The sequence below is a fragment of the Polaromonas sp. P1_G1 genome, assembly GCF_056405595.1.
The window spans coordinates 123,140-144,248 of sequence record NZ_JBFUBU010000003.1 but is presented as its reverse complement, the minus strand read 5'-3'; the positions used below and the strand labels follow the sequence as shown (position 1 = coordinate 144,248).

General features: G+C 64.4%; 18 protein-coding genes and 1 tRNA gene. 8 read left to right on the top strand and 11 right to left on the bottom strand.

From position 1 onward, the window contains the following. Position 1 precedes the first annotated feature (1 nt). The 3 genes from AC1D1Y_RS02365 (at position 2) to AC1D1Y_RS02355 (ending at position 1,974) form a co-directional block, all read left to right on the top strand. Positions 2-682, top strand: coding sequence for a response regulator (locus tag AC1D1Y_RS02365; protein WP_477680942.1), 681 nt, complete (start codon positions 2-4; stop codon positions 680-682). 58 nt (positions 683-740) lie between these two features. Beyond that, positions 741-816 (top strand) — tRNA-Phe (locus AC1D1Y_RS02360). 321 nt (positions 817-1,137) lie between these two features. Then, complete coding sequence (locus AC1D1Y_RS02355) at positions 1,138-1,974, top strand: hypothetical protein (protein ID WP_477680941.1); 837 nt, start codon at positions 1,138-1,140, stop codon at positions 1,972-1,974. 203 nt (positions 1,975-2,177) lie between these two features. On the opposite strand, the gene AC1D1Y_RS02350 is transcribed toward AC1D1Y_RS02355, so the two are convergent. After that, positions 2,178-2,498, bottom strand: a complete 321-nt coding sequence (locus AC1D1Y_RS02350; protein ID WP_477680940.1) for a DUF4148 domain-containing protein — start codon at positions 2,496-2,498, stop codon at positions 2,178-2,180. 395 nt (positions 2,499-2,893) lie between these two features. Continuing rightward, a complete protein-coding gene (locus AC1D1Y_RS02345; protein WP_477680939.1) occupies positions 2,894-3,820 on the bottom strand; it encodes a LysR family transcriptional regulator in 927 nt (308 codons plus the stop codon). Positions 3,821-4,027: 207 nt separating this feature from the next. Here AC1D1Y_RS02345 and AC1D1Y_RS02340 point away from each other — a divergent pair, with 207 nt between their 5' ends. Next, on the top strand, positions 4,028-4,312 hold the full coding sequence (locus AC1D1Y_RS02340; protein WP_477680938.1) for a DUF4148 domain-containing protein: 285 nt from the start codon (positions 4,028-4,030) through the stop codon (positions 4,310-4,312). A 192-nt stretch (positions 4,313-4,504) separates the two neighbouring features. Continuing rightward, positions 4,505-5,326 carry a hypothetical protein gene (locus AC1D1Y_RS02335; RefSeq protein WP_477680937.1) on the top strand — a complete coding sequence of 274 codons (822 nt, stop codon included), beginning with the start codon at positions 4,505-4,507 and terminating at the stop codon, positions 5,324-5,326. A 23-nt stretch (positions 5,327-5,349) separates the two neighbouring features. Here the strand turns inward: AC1D1Y_RS02335 and AC1D1Y_RS02330 are convergent, their stop codons facing one another. The 7 genes from AC1D1Y_RS02330 to AC1D1Y_RS02300 all read right to left on the bottom strand — a co-directional run bounded on the left by AC1D1Y_RS02330 (position 5,350) and on the right by AC1D1Y_RS02300 (position 13,567). After that, positions 5,350-6,489, bottom strand: coding sequence for a DUF1513 domain-containing protein (locus tag AC1D1Y_RS02330; protein ID WP_477680936.1), 1,140 nt, complete (start codon positions 6,487-6,489; stop codon positions 5,350-5,352). Positions 6,490-6,498: 9 nt separating this feature from the next. Beyond that, positions 6,499-7,590, bottom strand: coding sequence for an imelysin family protein (locus AC1D1Y_RS02325; protein ID WP_477680935.1), 1,092 nt, complete (start codon positions 7,588-7,590; stop codon positions 6,499-6,501). Positions 7,591-7,595: 5 nt separating this feature from the next. Then, positions 7,596-9,059 (bottom strand): di-heme oxidoreductase family protein, encoded by a 1,464-nt coding sequence (locus AC1D1Y_RS02320; protein WP_477680955.1) that lies wholly within the window; start codon positions 9,057-9,059, stop codon positions 7,596-7,598. A 3-nt stretch (positions 9,060-9,062) separates the two neighbouring features. Further along, a complete protein-coding gene (locus tag AC1D1Y_RS02315; protein ID WP_477680934.1) occupies positions 9,063-10,280 on the bottom strand; it encodes an imelysin family protein in 1,218 nt (405 codons plus the stop codon). 239 nt (positions 10,281-10,519) lie between these two features. Beyond that, complete coding sequence (locus AC1D1Y_RS02310) at positions 10,520-11,836, bottom strand: cation:proton antiporter (RefSeq protein ID WP_477680933.1); 1,317 nt, start codon at positions 11,834-11,836, stop codon at positions 10,520-10,522. An 82-nt stretch (positions 11,837-11,918) separates the two neighbouring features. Continuing rightward, on the bottom strand, positions 11,919-13,121 hold the full coding sequence (locus tag AC1D1Y_RS02305; RefSeq protein ID WP_477680932.1) for a phospholipase A: 1,203 nt from the start codon (positions 13,119-13,121) through the stop codon (positions 11,919-11,921). Between the two features lie 59 nt (positions 13,122-13,180). Continuing rightward, positions 13,181-13,567, bottom strand: a complete 387-nt coding sequence (locus AC1D1Y_RS02300) for a hypothetical protein (RefSeq protein ID WP_477680931.1) — start codon at positions 13,565-13,567, stop codon at positions 13,181-13,183. Positions 13,568-13,943: 376 nt separating this feature from the next. Here AC1D1Y_RS02300 and AC1D1Y_RS02295 point away from each other — a divergent pair, with 376 nt between their 5' ends. After that, entirely contained in the window at positions 13,944-14,762 is an 819-nt protein-coding gene (locus AC1D1Y_RS02295; RefSeq protein ID WP_477680930.1) for a phosphate/phosphite/phosphonate ABC transporter substrate-binding protein, read from the top strand. 118 nt (positions 14,763-14,880) lie between these two features. On the opposite strand, the gene AC1D1Y_RS02290 is transcribed toward AC1D1Y_RS02295, so the two are convergent. Next, on the bottom strand, positions 14,881-16,974 hold the full coding sequence (locus AC1D1Y_RS02290; protein WP_477680929.1) for an ATP-dependent helicase: 2,094 nt from the start codon (positions 16,972-16,974) through the stop codon (positions 14,881-14,883). 210 nt (positions 16,975-17,184) lie between these two features. Further along, on the bottom strand, positions 17,185-18,045 hold the full coding sequence (locus AC1D1Y_RS02285) for an IclR family transcriptional regulator (RefSeq protein WP_477680928.1): 861 nt from the start codon (positions 18,043-18,045) through the stop codon (positions 17,185-17,187). A 491-nt stretch (positions 18,046-18,536) separates the two neighbouring features. On the opposite strand from AC1D1Y_RS02285, the gene AC1D1Y_RS02280 reads away from it, so the two are divergent. Then, a complete protein-coding gene (locus tag AC1D1Y_RS02280; protein WP_477680927.1) occupies positions 18,537-20,078 on the top strand; it encodes a sugar ABC transporter ATP-binding protein in 1,542 nt (513 codons plus the stop codon). A 20-nt stretch (positions 20,079-20,098) separates the two neighbouring features. Next, positions 20,099-21,094 carry an ABC transporter permease gene (locus AC1D1Y_RS02275; protein WP_477680926.1) on the top strand — a complete coding sequence of 332 codons (996 nt, stop codon included), beginning with the start codon at positions 20,099-20,101 and terminating at the stop codon, positions 21,092-21,094. The last annotated feature ends 15 nt before the right edge of the window (positions 21,095-21,109 follow it).

Genomic DNA, 21,109 nt, shown 5'->3' with positions numbered 1-21,109 from the left:
CATGGCAAATATTCTGGTGGTCGACGACGAGCTGGGCATACGCGACCTTCTCTCAGAAATTCTCAATGAYGAAGGGCATCAGGTCGAGCTCGCCGAAAATGCGGCGCAGGCGCGTGCCGCCCGCGGGCGCTCCAGGCCCGACCTGGTGCTGCTGGACATCTGGATGCCCGACACCGACGGCGTGACCTTGCTCAAGGAGTGGTCCTCCAGCGGCCTGCTGAGCATGCCGGTCATCATGATGAGCGGCCACGCCACCATAGACACCGCCGTCGAGGCCACCAAGATAGGCGCGATGGCCTTTCTGGAAAAACCCATCACGCTGCAAAAGCTGCTCAAGGCCGTCGAGCAGGGCCTCAGCAAGACAGCCCCGCGCAAGCCTGCCGCCCCGAACAGCAACTCGGCACTGCCCCTGGCCGACCTCACGGTCGAGGCTGTAATGACCGGCGGCAGCTTGCCGGCGCCCGTCGATATGGGACCCCAGGCCACGCAGAGCTTCCTGCTGGAGAAACCGCTGCGCGATGCGCGCGACGAATTCGAGAAAGCGTATTTCGAATTCCACCTGGCCAAGGAGGGCGGCTCCATGACCCGTGTCGCGGAAAAAACCGGCCTGGAGCGCACCCACCTGTACCGCAAACTGAAGCAGCTGGGCGTCGACCTCACGCGCGGCAAACGCGGCATCTGAGCCTCTCCCCGCCGGCCGGCCGGGCACCCTTTTCGGCTGATATATAATCTGAGGCTCAGGCCCGGTAGCTCAGTCGGTAGAGCAGAGGATTGAAAATCCTTGTGTCGGTGGTTCGATTCCGCCCCAGGCCACCAGATGCGCAAGCCCTTGATTCCTAACGGATTCAGGGGCTTTTTAATTTCTGGCGCGTCGCTTTCCTTTGCGTTGGGATGCCTGGGACCCCTTATGCTCCGGCAGCATTTGGGGGCGCGGGATCGGCGAATTTCCAGGACGCTCCGCCGCCTCTCAGGGTACGGAACGCCTGTAAGATGCCCCGCTGTAGTGCTGTCCCCGCGGCAGAAGGCTTGGCCGAGGCTGCGTTGCAGAGCGCCCGGCGGCCTATCGATAATGATGCTTCACCATGGCTTCAGGCCTTGATCGATGAATTTCAGCACCAGCCAATACCAGGAACTCAATTGAAATACCACGTCACCCACATCATGAGCAATGGCCGGGCGTATGGCTTAAACGCCTACCTGGAAGTCGTTGAGTCCGTCGTCTGGGGCCTGCGCGAATTGGGGCACACAGTGGAGTCCGGCGTGGACACCTTCTCTGAGTCGGCGACGAACATCATCTTTGGCGCCCAGATGCTTGAGATGGATGTGGTGAGCAAGCTGCCACCCTCCACCATTGTTTATAACTTCGAGCAAATTCGGGGTGCGACTTTACTGAAGCCGGCACTGATGCATGCCGCGGCGAATTTCAAAATATGGGATTACAGCGAGGGGAATGCGGATGTGTGGAAGAAACTCAACGCAGATTGCCGGATCGTGCCGGTGGGTTATGCCGAACCTCTGACGCGAATTCCCAAAGCGCCGATCCAGGACATTGACGTTCTGATGTACGGAGCACCTGGACCCGATCGTATGGATGCGTTCCATCATCTGTGCCATTCCGGGCTCAAGTCAGTCTTTGTGTGCGGCCTGTATGGGAAGGCGAGGGATGAGTTGATTGCGCGATCAAAAGTCATCGTGAACATCAATCTCTATACGGCAAAAAAAATATTCGAAGTCGTTCGCGTTTCCTATCTGTTGGCCAATCGCAAAGCTGTCGTGGCTGACATTGATCCAGAAACTGTGATTGAGGAGGATATTCGCGCCGCAATCTGCGTGGCGTCTCCGTCAATGCTTGTTCAAGAGTGCCACGACATTGTCTTCAATGAGAATCGCCGTAAAGCCATAGAAGAATCTGGGTTCGAGGCCTTTCGGAACCGGGACATACGGCCTATTCTTGAGGCTGCCTTGGCGGGTTGAGGCCAAGCCGGCGGCCGCGTAGGTGAGTGCGTTCTGTTCCATCAAAAGAGTCGCTGAAGGAAACGGCACTTCGTCTGAGGCTCGGCAGGCGCGCACTTCAAAACCTCCCGTAGCGCAAGCGCTGCGGGAGGTTTTTTGGTTTTAACGGCCGGTGGCGGAAGCTTTCGCAACCGCGGCCCGGCAATCAACCGCGCGTAGAACGCTTATTGAACAACAGGATAGTCGCGTTCCAGCGCGGAGACCGACACGGCGCTGCCGGCTTCGGCCTTCACTTCGGCGCGGCTCCGGGTGCTGGCAGGTGCGCTGGCTTCGGGGGCCTGGTAGGTTGGGCCGATGTTCACGGAATAGCCTTCGTGCTGGGCTTGCGCCAGCTCGGCGCGGACGTCAGCGCGGGTCTTGGTGCTGACCGAATTCACCTGGTCTTGGGGAAACGGATCGCGGCCTTCGGCGAAGCTGCTGGCGGAGCCGAAGAAGGCGAGGGCGGAGACGGCAAGAACGGAGGCGGAGACGAGATTCGATTTCATGATGAATTTCCTTTAGACAGTTTTTAAAAAATCCGGTCGGACGGGCTGTGTGCCCGAAGGGCCTTCCTCGCTGAGTCGCTGTTATGAATGTGGCTCACCGATGCATCCAACCTTGTTCCTCCAAGCCCTCTGGACAAGTGCGCGTTTGCAGAACATTCCATTGCCGAAACTGGAACAATGAAAACGCGGAATCGCGGAACTTTTTTCACACGGAAGTTTTGAAAGCATCGCGTCAAGAACGCATGCATCCTTCGCCGCGCAGCTTGAATGGCTTGATGCAGCACCGAATGCATGAAGCCGGCCGGCGCGTGATCGCACCTGCCTTGTTGCTTATGTGGGGATGAACCGCCGGTCTTCCATGCGGCCCGGGGCCGCGCGCAAAACCCGGTAAAAACTCAGTCCTGCCGCGTGTCCATCTTTTTGATCACCCTGCGTGTGTACTCGGTCATGAACTCGAGGAACACGCTGGTGCGCACCGGGATGAATTTGCGGCTGGGAAGCGCCGCGTACAGGGTGTTGGTGCCGGTGATCCAGGGCGAGAGGATGCGCTGCAGCGCGCCGCTGTTGAGGTGGTTGGCCACCAGGTCGATGGACTGGCTCATGATGCCGGCGCCGTCCACGCAGGCGCGTATCAAGGTGTCGGTGTGGTTGACCAGCATGCTGGGCTCGATCTGCACTTCGACGACGCGCTTGCCTTCGCTGGGATTGGTCAGGCGCCAGACGCGGTGCCGGTTGGCCGTTGCCTTGACGCGCAGGCAGTGGTGCTGCGGCAGGTCCTCGGGCCGCGCCGGCATGCCGTTGCGGCGCAGGTAATCCGGTGAGGCGCAAAGGACGCCGTCGGACGAAGCAATGGGCCGCGCGATGATGTTGGCATCAAAGGTGTCGGCTGCGCCCAGCAGGGTGAGGTCGTAGTCTTCTACCGGCGGCACCAGCGGCGAGTCCACATGGATGTCGAGCACGACCTTGGGGTAGCGTCGGCCGAACTCGGCCACCAGCGGCGCCAGCACATGCACGGCGAACACCGGCGGCGTCATGATGCGTATGGTGCCGGACATCTCCTGCGCATGGGCCTGGGCGGCGGCGTGGGCTTCGTCGATGTCGCTCAGGATGTGCCGCACGCGGGCCAGGTAAGTTTCACCGGCATCGGTCAGCGCCAGGCGGCGCGTGGTGCGCTGCAACAGGCGCACGCCCAGGTGGTCTTCCAGGTCGCCGACCAGGCGGGTCACGACGGCGGACGACATGTCGAATTTGCGCGCCGCGGCGGCAAAACTGCCGTCGTCCACCACCTGCTGGAATACGCGCATTGATTGGAGTCGGTCCATGGTTAACCCTTATATAACACCTTTATTGTTGCTAATTTAACAGCAATGTATTGTGGGAATTGGTATTTTTTGTTCAATTTAACAGGAATACAGTTCATACATCGATGAGCCGAAGCCACTTACAAGGCGACTCACCGAGGCTGGACAGACGGGGAGATGAGCCCGCCATGCCCGGAACGTCACTTAACTTTTGAGAGGATATTCATCATGAAATCGAACTTTGTTGCCGCCGCTGTTGTTGCTGTTGCCGCCCTGACTTCCGTGGCCGCGTCCGCCCAACCCCTGAACGCTTTCCTGCTGGAGCAGATGCAGGCGCCTTCGAGCAAAACCCGCGCTGAAGTCAAGAGCGAGGTGCTGCAGGCCCAGAACGCCAATGCGGCATCGGGCTTCAACGGCGTGACCGCCCAGCAGAACCTGGCCGCTCCGCGTGCCGAAAAGACCGGCACGGCTCCCCAGGCTGCAGCCGAGCTCGTGAAGCCCAGCCAGCAATAAGCTGTGCAAGGCCGGCTTTGGCCGGTTCTGGCGCAATCGCCCCGGCAGCCCGAAAGGGTTGCCGGGGCGATTGCATTGGTGCCTGACGAACACAGGAACACCTTTTCAATTCTTCCGCCGGCGATCTCGCGGAGCAGTCTGCCCTGGGCCGCATCGGCGGTATCTTGGCCGCGCTCTAGAATCCCGGTCATCTTGAGAACCTCCAACACACCTTACGCCTTTGCCTTTGTCGCCGCGCATCTGCTGGCCCTGCCGGGCCTGGCTGTGGCGCTTTACCTGTACACCGTGGGCAAGGTGGCAGGCAGTGGTGGCTGGCTGCTGGGCGTGTTCGAGCTGCTGTTTTCAGGCGTGGTGGTCTTGCCCGCGATGCTGCTGTGCACGGTGCTCTTATTGGTTGCCGGCTTGTTCTCCCGGGTGCGGCCGTGGGCTTGCCTCGTGCTGTTGTTGGTCAATGCGGTCGTACTTGCTGTTGCCTGGACGACCAGTCCCTTCACCGAAGCCGTGGAGCTGCTGGTCTGGGTTTCCACCGTGCTTTCGGCTGCGGCAGCGGCTGGGCTGGCGTGGCAGGGGTTTTCGCCGGTGACGAGGCCTGAGCGGAACATGCTCTGGGGTCAGCTCCTGCTGGCTGCCGGGCTGGGGGTTGGATTGGGGCTGGCAGGCGGTGGCACTGTCCCTGTTGCGCCACCTGCCGAGCCGGATCCCATGGCGGAGATACCACCGGAGCGCGTATTCAAGGGATTGCTGGGCGGCAAGCCGGTGCATCTCGCGGTGCATGACTGCAAGGTCTATCGCGCCATACCCAAGGAGTCCAGGGAGTCCGGGAAGGACGGCTGGCAGATGGTGCTCGAACCCGATCTCTATCCATTCTTCACGTATTGCGATCGGCAGTCGCTGCTGGCAGACAACGGTGTCGTCACCGTCACCCTGGGGCGCATCGCTTTCGGTGCGGGGGGCTGCTGCGCCACGGGTGGCACTTACCGTTCCAGGGACGGTGAGCTGTGGAAGAAGCAGTGAAGTGCGCCGGATAAGGGCGAACTCTAGCCCGCCATCGGCGTCCAGTGATTGTCCAGCCGCACATTCTTGAGCACCGGCGAAGCCGTGCGGCCCGTGCCGTCGCGCATCAGCGCGACTAGCCGCCCGCCGGCCCACAGTGTCGTGTCTGCTTCGCCCGCCGTAGAGGCTGAGGCGACGGCGCAGGCTTCTTCCAGCGGGAAAAATCCCGTCCAGCGCCCATCGGCTTGCCAGACGGCCACGCCGTTGGCGCGCGGACAACCCACGGCAAAGCCGCCCGCCGCCCAGGCGATGTCGCCGCCGTAACCGGCCAGCACATGTCCGGAGTCGGCCGCGCAGGTCCGCAACTGCCGGCCGTCAAAAAGCGCCAGCACGGGCGCGCGGGCCTTGGCCGCGTTGTCGTCATGCTCTGCCTGCAGGGCGATGCCCAGTACACGCGGGCTGCCTGCCGCCGGCGCGCGGCCCCAGGCCATGTGCCGCAAGCTCAGGCGTTTGTCGGCCAGTCGCCACTGGCCCAGCAGGGCGCCGTTTCGCGTGTCAAGCCGCACCAGCGAGGCGTCCATGCGGTCCATGTGAATTTTCAGGCGACCGGTTTCCGGCAATGTGGGAATGCCGCCATTCGCCACGAGCAGGCTGCCGTCGCCATCCAGCAGCAGTTCGTGCGGGTCCATGCCATGGGTCGGCCATTCGCCGATTTTTTCAAGCGTGCCTGCATCACGCAGGCCCACCAGGCCCTGGCCGGTTTCGAGATTTGTTTCGGTGGTGTAGAGCGTCTTGCCGCCGGGGCCGGCGATCACGTGGCCGTTGAAGGCGCGGTCCGGGTCAGCCCAAGCCCAGGCGATGGCCTTGGCGCTGCCTTCGCCTTCGGGCCGCCAGCGCAGCAGCCAGTCCCCCGGCCGGCGTGCCACGGCCAGCAGCGTGCCGCCGCGCTCGGCCCACACGCCGTGGGCACGCGTCGGCACGTCCAGTGCGGCGCTGACCTTCAGCGTGTCGCCACGATAGGCCAGCACACCGACCTGATAGCCATGGGCTGCCTCCCAGGCCGCCGCCAGTTGCAGCGGCTGGGCGGCGGCCGCTGCCAGGGCCGGCTTGAACCAGGCACTCGCACCGGCCGCGGCCAGCGCCAACCACTGCCGGCGCTGCAATGTCGTCTGGGCTTGCTGCATGGCGGATGCCTAGTCGCCGTCGGCGTCTGAAAAACCGATGCTGACCTCGAGCGCCGGCGCGATCTCGGCTTCCGCGAGTTTTTTCAGATCGGCGAGCGAGCGTCCGGCGGCGGTGACGCCGGCCCGGTTCGCGGGCGAGAGATTTTGCAGCGCCTTGTCGGCCTTGCCCGCGCTTTGCGCCAGCGCGTCAGCCGGTTCGTTGCGGCCCAAGCCGCGCAGATAAGTTTCAATCGGCGCCAGGCCCTCGCCGGGGCGTGGCGCTTCAGGGGCTTGCGAGGCGCCCAGCGTGCGCAGCGCCTGCCATTGCGCGGCCCATCGCGTGGCCGTTTGGCCGCTGGCGCCGCGCGCATACGCGGCGGCGTTGCGGCCGCCTTGCGCGCTGCCGGCGAGGCGGGGCTTTTCCATTTCGGCCCAGCGCAGCCGTTCCAGTGCGCCAGTCCATTGGTTGACGAGTTCGCTCATCGCGGGGCCCTGGGTTTCTTCGCCTTGGCCGGGCGGCCGCGCGGCCAGTTCGCCGAAGGCCTTGGCGAGGATGTCGGCTTCGCGCTGGATGTCGGCGGCCACCTGCACCGCGTAGCGGCAGTCCGGTGTGCCTGGCGCGATGGGCTGGCTCCACAGCAGCCACTCCAGCGCCGGCAATCCCTTGGCCGGCGTGCCTATGCTTTCCATGGCGATGGCGTCTTGCGGCGCGGCCTGGATCGCGCGCTTGATCAGTTCGGGCCGCGTCGGTGTGAAGTCGATCTGGCGCGCCGAGCGCCGCTGCACCAGCGGGCCAATCTGCACGCCGCTCAGGCGGTCCCAGGCGAGGGCGCTGGCTTTCCAGCGTTCGCGCGCCTGCTCCAGCCTGGCCACGGCCGCGCCGGCGTCAGCATCGCAGACCGCGGAGATCGCCGCGGGAAGGCCTCCGGCCTGCTCGGCAAACGCGGCCGCTTGCGGCGCGTACCAGAAGCGGTAGACGCCGCGCATGAAATCGCCGGCCGTGTAAAACGGCACCGCGACGTTGGACGGGACGGTTTGCGCCTGCGCGGCGCCGCCCAGCAGGACGGCGGCACCGGCGAGGAGCACCAAGGCCGGCTTCAAGGGTGCAAAAAAGGATTTCATGGCACTCACAGCGATTCGAGGAATTTGACCAGCGCGGCGCGCTCCTGCGCATTCATCTGCAGGACCTTGTCCTTGCTGGCCTTGGCCTCGCCGTCATGCCAGAGCACGGCCTCCAGCGCGCCGCGCGCGCGGCCATCGTGCAGCAGGCGGTTGTGGCCGTTCACGTCGGGCACCAGGCCCAAGCCCCACAGCGGCGGCGTGCGCCACTGGCGGCCGTTCGCGAGAAAGTCGGGCCGGCCGTCGGCCAGCCCTTCGCCCATGTCGTGCAGCAGCAGGTCGGTGTAGGGGTAAATGGTCTGGCCTTGCGCGGCCTTGCTGCCCAGGCGCGGGAAGGGAATTTCGCCGGTCACGTAACTCGGGCGGTGGCAGGCGGCGCATTGCGCTGCGGCAAACAGCTTCTGCCCCTGCACCACCTGGGAATCCTTGGGGTTGCGCCGCGCGGCCGGCGCCAGCGCGCTTTCATAGAACACCACGTCGTTAAAGGTCTTCTCGTCGATCTCGGGCGCCTTGCCTTGCGCGCCGCGCGGCGCGGCCAGGCAGTCTTTCTGCGCGCTGGTGCAGGTTTCCTTGGGGAACAGTGGCGAGGTGATGCCCATGTCGCCGAGGAAGGCGCCGCCGGTCTGGTGGGCCAGCGTGGCGACGTTGGCCTTCCAGCCGAAGCGTCCCACGCGCATTTGCTGCGTGGGCGCGTCCCATACCTGGTTGACCACGCCGCGCACCGGCCCGCCCAGGGCCGCCTGGTCGCGCGAGTTGCGCAGGATCTCCGCCTCGGGAATCGCCTCGAGCAAACCCACGCCGGCCATCTGTGGCGCGATGCGCGGGCTCAGCATCACGTCTTTGGCCATGGGGCCGTAGTTGAGCTTGCTGAAACCGTAGCGGGGCTTTTGCAGCTGGTAGGGCGTGCCGTCGGCGAACTTGCCGCGTACTGTCTCGTAGCGCAGCGCGATCTGCCCCTCGGGCGTCACGCCCTGGACCGCGAAGTTGGAGAACTGATCGCCATACACCGGGTCGGGCATGGGGCCGCCGTGCGCGTCCTTGCCCGGAATCGACAGGCGCAGCAGCAAGCCCACGGGCTGGTCGGACAGCCCGCGCGTGAAGTCGGGCGGCGCACCGCGGCCGTCCTGCACGTGGCAACCCCCGCAGGAGCGGGCGATGAAATGCGGGCCCAGGCCGTCGCGCGCGGTGGTCGACGAAGGCGCCTGCACCCAGTTGCGCTTGAAAAACGAATTGCCGATGACGAAGCGCGTGCGCTCCTCATCGGGCAGGTTGGCCAGCGGAAACGAGAAGGCGTTCTGGCCGGTGGCGAACACGGTGGTGTCGCCGCCGGTTTTTTCGTCATCGGGTGCGGCACCGTCCTGGCCGGATCCTGCGGACGCCCAGAAGGCCGCGCCCGCTAGGCCGGTAACGGCCAGCCACAGCAGCCCCGCGCGCAGGGAGCGCGGGAGCGATCGGGGCGAAGCGGTGCGCAACACTTAAGGTTTGACCAGGGTCAGCTTGGTGATGCCGGCCGCGTTGGCCGCTTCGACCAGGTCCTTGCTTTGCTGCACCAGGCTGTCTATGGTTTTCTGCACGCGCAGGCGGCCGGGCGCGTCCTTGGCGCCGACGATCTCGCGGTCAAACGGCGCCTGTATGCCTTCGGCGGCGGCGACCGATGCGGCGATCTGTTTTGTGGTGCGCTCGGCCAGTGCCGGGTTTTTGGCGGCCACCAGTTCGCGCAGCGAAACACCGCTGAGCGTGCTGCCGTCGGCGCGTTTGTACTGGCCCAGCCAGGCGTTCTGTATGCCCTTGGCGTTGTTCACCACGTCGCGGTGCGTGTTGTCGGAAAAGCAGGAGTGCTCGTCTTCCTGGTCCTGGCTGGCCAGCGCGACCTCCAGGCGCTCGCCGGCAAGTTCACCGCGCGAGAGCGAGCCTAGGCCGACAAACATCTTGCGCACCGACTCCATGCCGCCGCGCTCGAACTTCGCGCGGTAAGACGTGGCTGTTGTGGGCGCCCAGGCTTCGGTCAGGCTGCGCAGGTCGTCGACCAGCAGGTCCGTCACCACCTGCAGGTATTGGCGGCGGCGATCGGCGTTGGGTTTCTTGCCGTCAATGAAATCTTCAAACGAACGGTTGCCCGGGCCGGTGGTGCTCAGGTCCTGGCCCCACAACAAAAATTCGATCGCGTGCCAGCCGGTGGCGATGTTCTCTTCGCCGTTGCGCTCGTTCAGGCTGGCCAGTTGCTTCTTGCCGATGACGGCCTTGCGGTTGTTGACGATGCCGGCGTTGGGCGCGTCTTTCACGTAATCGACATAGGACTCGTCCATGGGCCAGGCGTTGATGCGGCCTTCCGGGCCGTTTTTGCCGTCGATGGGGCCGCCGTAAAAACGGAAGGCCTCCGTCTGGCCGTAAAACTCGCGGGCGTCCAGCCAGGCCTTGCGCGCGGCTTTGAGGCCTTCGTCGGAGGGCGCGGCGGTGAAGGACTGCACGGCCTTTTGCAGCGTGAGCGCGCCGGCCAGCGTGTCCTCATAGCTGGCCAGCACCAGCTGGGCGTAATGCTTGGCCACGGCGGGCGCCGTCACGGCCTGAGCTGCTTGTGCGGCCGGTGCCGCCGCCGTGGTGCTGCCTGCGGCGGCTGCGGGCTGGGCCATGACGGGCGCTGAGAGCAGGGCAAGCAGGGTGGCAAGAAAGACGGGTTTCAGCACGGGTGTCATTGACGGCTCCTGGATTTTTGGGAATGGCAAAAAAGGGATTATACAAATGAGAATAGTTATCAATAGCATCGGCATACGGAATGCCGGGTCATTTCCGTCAGGTTCAGTGATGCGAAAAATGGGAGATGAGAGCTGCTCACAAACTCAGCGAAGCGGTCCTGGCTAGGCGCGCCGCCGCAGACAGGGCTCCAGCCCGGCAAGGCGGCGCAACAACGCCAGGAGGGTTTTGTGAGCAGCTCTCAGCGCCGCCGGCCGGCCTTGCGCGCTTCGTAGCGCTTCATCAGCGGCGTGACGGAGACGCCGTGCGCGACGACCGAGGCCACGACCACGGCCAGCGTGATGGACAGCAGTTGCTGGGCCAGCGCGCGTTGGATGTCGTGGTTGATGGCATAGAGCAGGTAGTAGAGCGAGCCGATGCCGCGTATGCCGAACCAGCCCATCAGGTTGCGCTGTGCGCCCCTGACCCGTGTGCCCAGCAGGCCGATGTAGACCGCCAGCGGCCGCACCACCAGGAACAGCACCGGAATGAACCACAGCACCTCCGGGCGAAAGCGCACGGTGGCCACCAGCACGCCGACGGCCAGCACGATGGCGACTTCGACAAAACTTTCCAGCTGGCTGTTGAAGCGCGCCACCGCGCGCATCATGTGGGCCGGCGCCTCGGCGCCCGAAGCCTCCTGATCCGCGGGACTCAGCGTTTCGCCGGGGACGGGGGCCGGCGCCTGCGGGCGCACATGAGGCTCGTCAATGCGGCGCAGCGCCAGCCCGGCGGCGAACACCGCCAGAAATCCGTAGGTGTGGCTGAGCAGCGCCAGGCCGTAGGTCAGCCCTATCAGCCCCAGCGCGATGAATTCGTCCGAGCCCAGCGCCTCGCGATGCCGCATGCGCAGGTAGAGGATGGCGCGGCCCACCAGCGTGCCCAGCAGCCAGCCCAGCGCCAGGCCGCCGGCCACCGCCCACAGCACGTCGACGGTCCACCAGCGCCAGCCGCCTTCGCCGAGTTCGTGCAGGCCCAGCAGGCCCAGGCCGAGCATGACAAAAGGAAAGGCCGTGCCGTCGTTGAGTCCGCCTTCGCCCGTAAGGCCGAAGCGCAGGCGGTCACGGTCTCCGGGATCGGCCACCTGCACGTCGGAGGCCAGCACCGGGTCGGTGGGCGCCAGGATGGCGCCCAGCAGCACGGCCGCGCCCAGCGGAAGGTTCAGCGCGTAGACGCCCAGCGCGGCAACGGCCGCCACCGTGAGCACCATGGAGACCGTCGCCAGCTGCACCGGAATGCGCCAGCGGCCGTCGTGCCGGCGGAATTCGAGCTTCATGCCGCAGGTGAACAGCGAGACCAGCACCGCCACTTCCGTCAGGCGTTCAAGCAGCACGGCGTTCTTCAGCGCGTCGAGCTTGAGCAGCCCCAGACCCACCGGGCTGACGGCCACACCCACGCCGAGGTAAAGCATGGCGGCGCTCAGCGGCAGACGCGCGATAAAGGAGCCCCCCAGCGTCATCGCAATCAGCAGCGCGCCGGCCACGATGCAGGCCAGGGTGAAGGTGGTGGGCTCGTTCATGGCCCGAGCTTATGGCCGGTGCGCGCCCGTGTGTATCAGCCGGCACGCCGTCTTGTGCTGGCCACGGGTGGCGGCGCCGCGACTACCAGTCGACCAGGCTTAAGCCAACGCTCAGGACATTGCGCTTGCGGTTGTAGTCCACCAGGCTGTCGCCATAGCCGCTGAACAGCTGCACGTGGTAGCGCAGGCCGGTGTAGTTGGGCGATGAGGCGGGCGCCATCATCCAGTCAAAGCGCGCCGAGCCGCGGGCTTCCTTGCGCAGCGAATGCCGCAGCGTCACGCCCACCGTGTTGGCCTTGTTGATCTGCCAGCTGCCGGTGACCTCGGCGCGGCCTATGTAGTTCTCGATGCCGGGGTTGTCGTCGTTGCCCGAAGACTCCTTGAGCCGGTCCCAGATGCGTCCCTGCAGGATCAGGCCCGAGTCCTGGCCCAGCGTCTTTTCCGCCGCGCCCATCAGGTAGACGCGGTTCCAGCTGCGTGACAGCGGCAGCGACTGGCCGTTGGACTGGTGCACCAGCCCAAGGCCCGAGAGCCGGTAGGTCCAGCCGCCGGCCAGCGGGATCTGGTGCGGGTAGATGTAGAGAATTTCAGGCTCGTGGTCCGTGGTGCGGAAAGGCCGCGAGATGGCGCCGTTGAACAGCTGCCAGTAGCTTTGCTGCGTGTAGCCGAACCACAGCGAGTCGTGGTCGTCCTCGTCCTCGGGGCCGTTCTTCAGCAGGCCCTTGGCGATCTTGGTGCGCACCGAGAGCTGGATCTTGTTCTCAGTCCGCATATAGGGCTGCGAAGTCAGCGCGGTATGGCCCAGCGACGGCGACGAAGGCTGCATGTTCACGCTGTCGGAGGTGACCACCGCCAGCGAGATCGGCCGGTAGCCGCGCAGCGAGAAGGTGTCGCAATCGGTGCCGCGCTGCAGCTCCCAGAACCGCGAGAGTTCGGAGTACTTGGTGTTCTTGCAGCCTATGGGTTTGCCGTCCGGCGCCTCGGTGTTCAGCGAAGGCAGCAGCAGCACCGGCGTGGCCGGCTGGCCGGTCGCCGGATTGGCCGGCGCCGTGGTGAGGCTGGGCGCGGGCATGTTGGCCGGCGTCTGCGCGTCCGCCCATTGCTGGAAGCAGGCCAGTTGCGCGGCCGGGTCGGCCTTCATGGCCTGGCAAGCCTGCCAGCCCGTGACCGGGACGCGTGCGGAAGCGGAAGAAGAGGTTTGCGCCTGTGCCGGGAACATGGCCAAAAGCCCCAGGAGGCCGGCCCACAGCAGGGGCGCGGCAAATAGGGAGGGTGTCGATCGCATGGTTGGGCAGTCGGTTCGGTGATGTTTTAAAGGAATTTTCAGGCGTCCGCGCTTGGGGCTTAAGGCAGCCGGGTCAGCGTGAAGGGAATATCGGGCGCGTTGTCGGGGGCGCTGCTGCTGGTGTCTTTCCAGTTGCCTTTGAAGGCCTTGCCGCAGGAGCCCTCGACCATTTCGCCGTTCCAGGTGCCGGTGATGCTCACATTGTCGGAAGACTCGTCGAGCAGCAGCATGCCGCCCTCGAGGTCGCCGGCCAGCGCGGCCTTGGCGGCATGGCCGGCAATGGCCTTGGAGCCGCCGGCCGCGCCCAGGTCGCGGCTCACGATACCGGCCAGGCTTTCGGCGAATTCGGCGTGCCGCTCCAGCAGCATGGTGGCGCGGGCCGGCAGTCCGGCGGGCGGGTTGGAAAAACGCACGGCCCACAGGCCGTAAAGCTGCGCGGCCTTCATGTCCGTCGCCGCGGGGCATCCGCTATCAGCTTTGGTTTGGGCGTTTACCCCGGTAAACAGTGTGCAGCTTGCTATCAACAAAAGAGCAAATCGGAAGGTATTCGAAGTCATGAACAGGTGAACGCCGGCTCGAGGCCGTTCGGAACGGGGCTGCAGGAACGCTGCGCAGGCCGGCCGGGTGGCCGGCCTGCGCAGCGGTGGAAAGAAAACCCGGGCCGGCGAGGTGCGGGGTTTAAGCAACGCACAGCCCGGGGCTTGCGCACTATCTCACGAATACATCTTCTATGACGCGCAACTCAGGCAAACCCGCGAGTTGAAACCATTTGTAACTGAGATACTGAATTTGTTTCCATTTTTTACTCCGAAAGGCCCCACCATGAAAATCCGTCAATACATAAGTGTGCTGGTGCTGGCTTTGTTGGCCGGCCAAGCCTCGGCCCAGGGGACGCCATTGGTGTTCGCCGTGAATGAAGGCGTGACTTACGGCGTCAATCCGGGCGCGACCGTCGAGCGTTTTCGGGACCTGTCCGAGGACTTGGGCAAGCTGCTCAAGCGCCCCGTCAAGATACAGCCCGTAACAGACTACAAAGAACTCGCGGCCGGCATGGCCGAGCAGCGCTACGACATCGCCTATGTGCACCCGGCCCATCACTCCATCCGGGCGATGTCCAAAAACGGCTACCGCCTGGTCGCACTGACCAAGGGCTTTACCGATTACAGCGCCTCCTTCATGGTGCGCAGCGACTCCCCGCTCAAGTCCATCAACGACCTGAAGGGCCTCAAGATAGGCGCGCCCAGTGAAGACTCCATCACCTCGGTGATCATGCGCGCCACTTTGCGTGACGCGTTCGGGCCGCAACCGCTGGAAACCGTTTACGTGAAACTGCAAGACGCGGTGCCCTTTATGGTGGAGCACGGCATGGTGGCTTCGGGGGTTACCGCTTCGCGCGCGGTGGTCAAAGACTGGCAGGCCAAAGGCGGCAAGGTGCTGGCCACCAGCAAGCCGGTGCCCATCAAGCATCTGATCGCCAGCGGCAAGCTGACCGACGCGGAACGCGCCCAGCTCACCGCCTACTTTGTGGGACTGGATCAATCCGCCGACGGCAAAAAGCGGCTGGACGCGCTCGCCGTGCAGGGGTTCATCGAGTATGACCAGGCGAAGCTGATGGATCTCGGCAAATGGCTGGGGCTGTGACGTCCCATTCCTATTTCAACGCGATATGTCGTTGCAGCCCCCTTGCCGTGCTGTAGCACTGTCTGCGGGGACGCGCCTAATCTCGCGCTGAACTAGGAACGGGAGTTCGGGCGCGGCGTCAGCGAGTCTCTGCCGCCGCCGCTGCCGCCGCAATCCCCTCAGCGGATTTTTTCGCGAACTCCGCGCGCAAGGCCTTGAGCTTTTCGCGCGGATCTTCTTTCACCGTGGCCTTGTCCAGCGCCATCTCGGCGATGAAGCGGCTGGGCGCGCCGGGGATCATGTCGCGGCCTTTTTTGCGTTTGCGCAGCCAGTTCACGGCCAGCGTGCGCTGCGCGCGCGTGATGCCCACGTACATCAGGCGGCGTTCTTCCTGCAGGCGCAGCGCGATGCTGTCGGTGTTGCTGCCGTCGTCGTCTTCCAGCTTGAAGGGCAGCAGGCCCTCGTTCACGCCGGCCAGCACCACGTGCGGCCACTCCAGGCCCTTGGCCGCGTGCAGGGTGGACAGCGTCACCACATTCTGGTCGCCTTCGCGCTCGCTGATGGTGGACAGCAGTGCGATGGTCTGCACCACTTCCAGCATGGTCTTGGTCTCGGCGGCCACCACCGCGCCCGAGGCATCGTCGATCTGGCCGCCGCAGCGCTGCGCCACCCAGTCGCAGAAATCCATCACATTGGTCCAGCGCGCGGCCGCCAGCTTCTCGCTGTCCTCGCCGTCATACAGGTGCTTCTCGTAGTCGATTTCCTTGAGCCAGTCGTTCAGGAAAGCGCGCGCGTCCTCGGCGCCCACGGTGCGCTTCGCGCGGTACTCGAGGTCGTTGAGGTAGCGGCCGAACTCATGCAGTGAGCCCACCGCCTTGGCCGGCAGCACCGAGCCCAGCGAGTTGCTGAACAGCGCCTCGAACAGGCTCTGCTTGGACTGGCTCGCGAAGTTGCCCAGCGCGCCCAGCGTGGTGTGGCCTATGCCGCGCTTGGGCGTGGTCACCGCGCGCATGAACGCCGGGTCGTCGTTGTTGTTGACCAGCAGCCGCATCCAGCAGCACAGGTCCTTGATCTCGGCGCGGTCGAAAAAGCTCTGCCCGCCCGAGACCTTGTAGGGAATGTTGGCCTTGCGAAAAGCTTTCTCGAAGGGCTTGGCCAGGTGGTTGGCGCGGTACAGCACGCAGAAATCTTTCCACTCCTTGTACTGCCCGCCCTCGGCCTGCAGGCTGCCTTCGGCGCGCAGGCTCTGGATGCGGGCCACCACACGTTCGGCCTCATGCTCCTCGCTGTCGCAGTCCACCACGCGCACCGGCTCGCCCTCGCCGAGCTCGCTGAACAGCGTCTTGGGAAACAGCTTGGGGTTGGGGCCGATCACGTTGTTGGCCGCGCGCAGGATGGCGCTGGTCGAGCGGTAGTTCTGCTCAAGCTTGACCACCTTGAGGTTGGGATAGTCCTGCGGCAGTTTCCTGAGGTTGTCCAGCGTGGCGCCGCGCCAGCCGTAGATCGACTGGTCGTCGTCGCCCACCGCGGTGAAGCGGCCGCGCGGGCCCACCAGCAGCTTGAGCATTTCATACTGGGTAGCGTTGGTGTCCTGGTATTCGTCGACCAGCACATGGCTGAGCGACTCCTGCCATTTGCTGCGCACGCTGTCGTGCTCGCGCAGCAGCTTGAGCGGCAGGCCCACCAGGTCGTCGAAGTCCACGCTCTGGTAGGCGGTCAGGCGTTCTTCATAGTGCGCCATCACCCGGGCGATGGCGCGCTCCTCGTCGCCGTTGGCCTGCGCCATGGCCTCGGCCGCGTTGAGGCCCATGTTCTTCCACAGGCTGATAGTCCACTGCCACTGCCGCGCGGTGGCCGCATCGGTGCTGCCACCGGCGTCCTTGATGATGCTGGTCACGTCGTCGCTGTCGAGAATCGAGAACTGGGGCTTCAGGCCCAGCGCCGTGCCATCCTGGCGCAGCATGCGCACGCCCAGCGCGTGGAAGGTGCAGATCAGCACGCCCTTGGCGCTTTTACCGATCAGCGCCTTGGCCCGTTCGCGCATCTCGGCGGCGGCCTTGTTGGTGAAGGTGATCGCGGCAACCTGCTCCGGCTTGAGCCCCGACTGGATCAAGCGGCCGATCTTGTGCGTGATCACCCGCGTCTTGCCCGAACCCGCGCCCGCCAGCACCAGGCAGGGACCATGCAGGTAGTTCACGGCTTCTTGTTGGGCGAGGTTCAGGCCGTGAGTCATGAAAAAGAATCGATTCCAAGGAGAGAAAATGCGCGAGGGCCGGCCAGGTCAGGAACTGGCGGTGAAGGGCAAATCATAGCGGCTGCCCTTTTGCGGTCCGCGGTGCGGGAACACCCGAAATTGCGGATTCAGGGAATAAATGCCCGCAGCGAATCCTCACGGGCCCAGGAAGCTATCAAAGCAATAGCACTACCGGGCCCGGGCGCGGCTTCAGGCGTGCCGGCTCGCCGGGGCGAAGCCACCCTGCGTCAAGGACAAGGCCTGGGCTGCCTGCTGCAGCAGCAGCCGCACGGTTTTCTGGTCGGGGCCGACGTGGCGGTCTATGCGCCGCACGTAAGGGCAGGTCAGCGCCGCCAGCGCGCTGTGGTCGGGCCCGAAGATCGGGCAGGAAATATCGGCCACGCCGAAGGATTGCAGGCTGTCGCGTTCGAAATAGCCTTGCTTGCGGATCACGCCGAGGGCGGCGGCCAATGCATCGGACTCGATCGGCACCTCGCCTTCGAGCGCCGTGTGCTGGGCCAGCATTTGCTGGGCCTGGCTGGCATCCGCGAAAGCCAGCAACACCCGGCCCGAGGCGGTGTCGACCAGCCCGACATGCACCCCCACGCGGATCGTCATGCTCCAGGTGCCGGGGCCGTTGACCTGTGCGGTGACCAGCACATTGCCCTGGTCATAAACGCCCATGTGGCAGGCCTGCTCCGCCTTCTGCGCGAAAGCTTCCATGATGGGAATGGCCTGGGTCACCAGCCGGTTGAGCGGTGGATGCATGTGGGCCAGCGAGAAGAGCTTCAGGCTCAGCGAATAGCGGTCGCCCGAGAGCGAGCGCATCACATATTGCCGCGCCACCAGACGCTCCAGCATGCGGTAGATCTCGCTCGCGTTGCGGTCCATTTCCTTGACGATCTCCGCGCGCGTCAAGCCCTGCGGCTGACGGGCCAGCAACTCCAGGATGTCCAGGCCTTTGTCGAGCGCCGGTGCGCGGTAGCGGTCTTCCGCAAGAGGCGGAGATGCGGAGGCGCCAGCGTCGTTCGGGGCCGGGTCGGGCGTCGGGGGAAAAGATTTTGGTGTCATGGCGGGAGGTGGGTGAGGGCAAAGGCATTGCAATTTTGATATGGAACGCAGCGCTCCTGATATGTCACACGGCGCTTGCGAGGACTTTCGCCTTCATTGTTCTGAGTTTATTTACTTTTGCACTTAATGTTCATCAATAAATTAAATCCTGACCTAGGGAAAGTCCGGAGCTTGGAAAGATGAGCAAATTTCTATGATTCACACCGTTTCGATCCATAAGTGAATAGATTGTTCATCAATGAACCATTTGTAACAATAAGTTTCCCGCCTCTGGCACCTTCGCCTCGTAACGGCCCGTCAGCTAAAAAAGGTTTTTGTTATGCGTCCAGGACGATTCGAGAAGAAAACAGTATTGGTCTCAGCGCCGGCGTCCGGGCTGGTGCCCGCGGCCTGTGCCTTGGCTTACGCCGGGGACGACGCCGGGGCACGTCTTCCTTGCGCGCCGGCGGCGTAACGACCTGAGTGAATACCGCAGTTGCCAGCAACCGCTCATGACACCTCTTGTGGCCATCACCAAGCTGTGCAAGTCCTTCCCGGGAGTGCGCGCGCTGCACAACGCCCGGTTTGAGCTTGCCGCGGGCGAAGTGCATGCCCTGATGGGCGAGAACGGCGCCGGCAAATCCACCTTGATGAAGATACTGGCCGGGGTCTACCAGAAGGACGCCGGCGAGATCAGCGTCGACGGTCAGGCGGTCGAGATCGCCAGCCCGCGCGCCGCGCAGGCGCTGGGCATCGGCATCATTCACCAGGAGCTCAACCTGATGGGCCACCTGAGCGTGGCGCAGAACATTTTCATCGGACGCGAGCCGCTCGGCCGGCTGGGCCTGTTCGTCGACACCGAAAAGATGGCCCGTGATACCCAGGCGATCTTCGACCGGCTGAACCTGAACCTGGAGCCGCATACGCTGGTCTGCGATCTGACGGTGGCACGCCAGCAGATGGTCGAGATCGCCAAGGCGCTGTCCTTCGACTCGCGCGTGCTGATCCTGGACGAGCCCACCGCCGCACTGAACAACGCCGAGATCGACGACCTGTTCCGCATCATCGGCGAGCTCAAGCGCCAGGGCGTCGGCATGGTCTACATCTCGCACAAGATGGACGAGCTCAAGCGCATCTCGGACCGCGTGACGGTGATGCGCGACGGCCAGTACATCGGCACCGTGCCGACCGCCACCACCAGCATGGACACCATCATCGGCATGATGGTCGGGCGCGCGCTGCTGGAAGACGAGAGGCCGCCCGCAAGCGACCAGTGCGGGGAGACCGTGCTCGAGGTGCGCGGCCTCAATCGCGGCCGCACGATCAAGGATGTCAGCTTCAGCGTGCGCAAGGGCGAGATCCTGGGCTTTGCCGGCCTGATGGGCGCCGGCCGGACTGAAGTGGCGCGTGCCGTGTTCGGCGCCGACAAAAGGGATTCGGGCGAGATACGTGTCAAAGGCCGCAGGGTCGAAGTGCGCAGCCCGGCCGATGCGGTGGCGCACGGCATCGGCTACCTGTCGGAAGACCGCAAGCACTTTGGCCTGGCCACCGGCATGGACGTGCAGACCAACATCGTGCTGGCCACCCTGCGGCGCTTCTTGAGCTTGGGCTTCCTCCTCAAGCCTGCCGCGATGCAGGAAACGGCGGCGAAATTGATCGCGCAGCTGGGCATCAAGACACCGGGCGCGCAGCAGAAAGTGGCGCTGCTGTCGGGCGGCAACCAGCAAAAAATCGTGGTCGCCAAATGGCTGGTGCGCGACTGCGAGATCCTGTTTTTCGACGAGCCCACGCGCGGCATCGACGTGGGCGCCAAGAGCGAAATCTACAAGCTGCTCAATGCGCTGGCGGCGCAAGGCCGCGCGATCGTGATGATCTCCTCGGAACTGCCCGAGGTGCTGCGCCTGAGCCACCGCATCGTGGTGATGTGTGAGGGCCGCATCACCGGCGAGCTGTCGGCCCGCGAGGCCACCCCCGAAAAAATCATGCAGCTCGCCACCCAGCGCGAAGCTCCTCCCAACGCTTCCGGCGCGCTTGCCGCGGCCGCCGCTTTTTAAACACACCGGAAGCATCCCCCATGACCGTCTCCAAGTTGCTGCAGAGTTTCAAGACTGCGGCCTTCAGCAGCAATACCCGTCAAAAGCTCCTGGCGTTTGCCAGCCTGCTGGGATTGCTGATTTTCTTCAGTGTGGCCTCGCCCAGTTTCATGCAAACCGACAACATGGTAGGCATCTTGCAGGCCACCGCGGTGAACGGCGTGCTGGCCATTGCCTGCACCTTTGTCATCATCACCTCGGGCATAGATCTTTCGGTGGGCACCCTGATGACGTTTTGCGCCGTCATGGCCGGGGTGGTGCTGACCTATTGGGGCCTGCCCTTCTACCTGGGCGTGCTGGCGGCCATTTTCTTCGGCGCGTTCTCAGGCTTCATCTCGGGCGTGCTGATTGCCAAGCTGAAGATTCCGCCCTTCATTGCCACCCTGGGCATGATGCTCATGCTCAAGGGCCTGTCGCTGGTCATCACCCATTCCAAGCCGATCTATTTCAACGACACGCCGGAGTTCTCGGTCATTTCCCAGGAATCGCTGATCGGCTACTTCCTGCCCGAGCTCCCCATCCCCAACGCGGTGCTGATTCTCTTTGTGGTGGCGGTGCTGTCCAGCCTGGTGCTGAACAAGACGGTGCTGGGCACCTACACCTTCGCGCTGGGCAGCAACGAAGAGGCGGTGCGCCTGTCGGGCGTGAACGTGGACCGCTGGAAGATCATTGTCTACACGCTGAGCGGCGCGATCTGCGGCATCGCCGGCCTGCTCATCGCCTCGCGCCTGAACTCTGCGCAGCCCTCGCTGGGTCAGGGCTACGAGCTGGACGCAATTGCCGCCGTCGTGATCGGCGGCACCTCGCTCAGCGGCGGGGTCGGCACGATCCTGGGCACCATCATCGGCGCTTTCATCATGAGCGTGCTGACCAACGGGCTACGCATCATGTCGGTCGCCCAGGAGTGGCAGACCGTGGTGACGGGCCTGATCATCATCGCGGCGGTGTACGCCGACATCTTGCGAAAGCGCAGGTAGATGCAAGCAAACGCC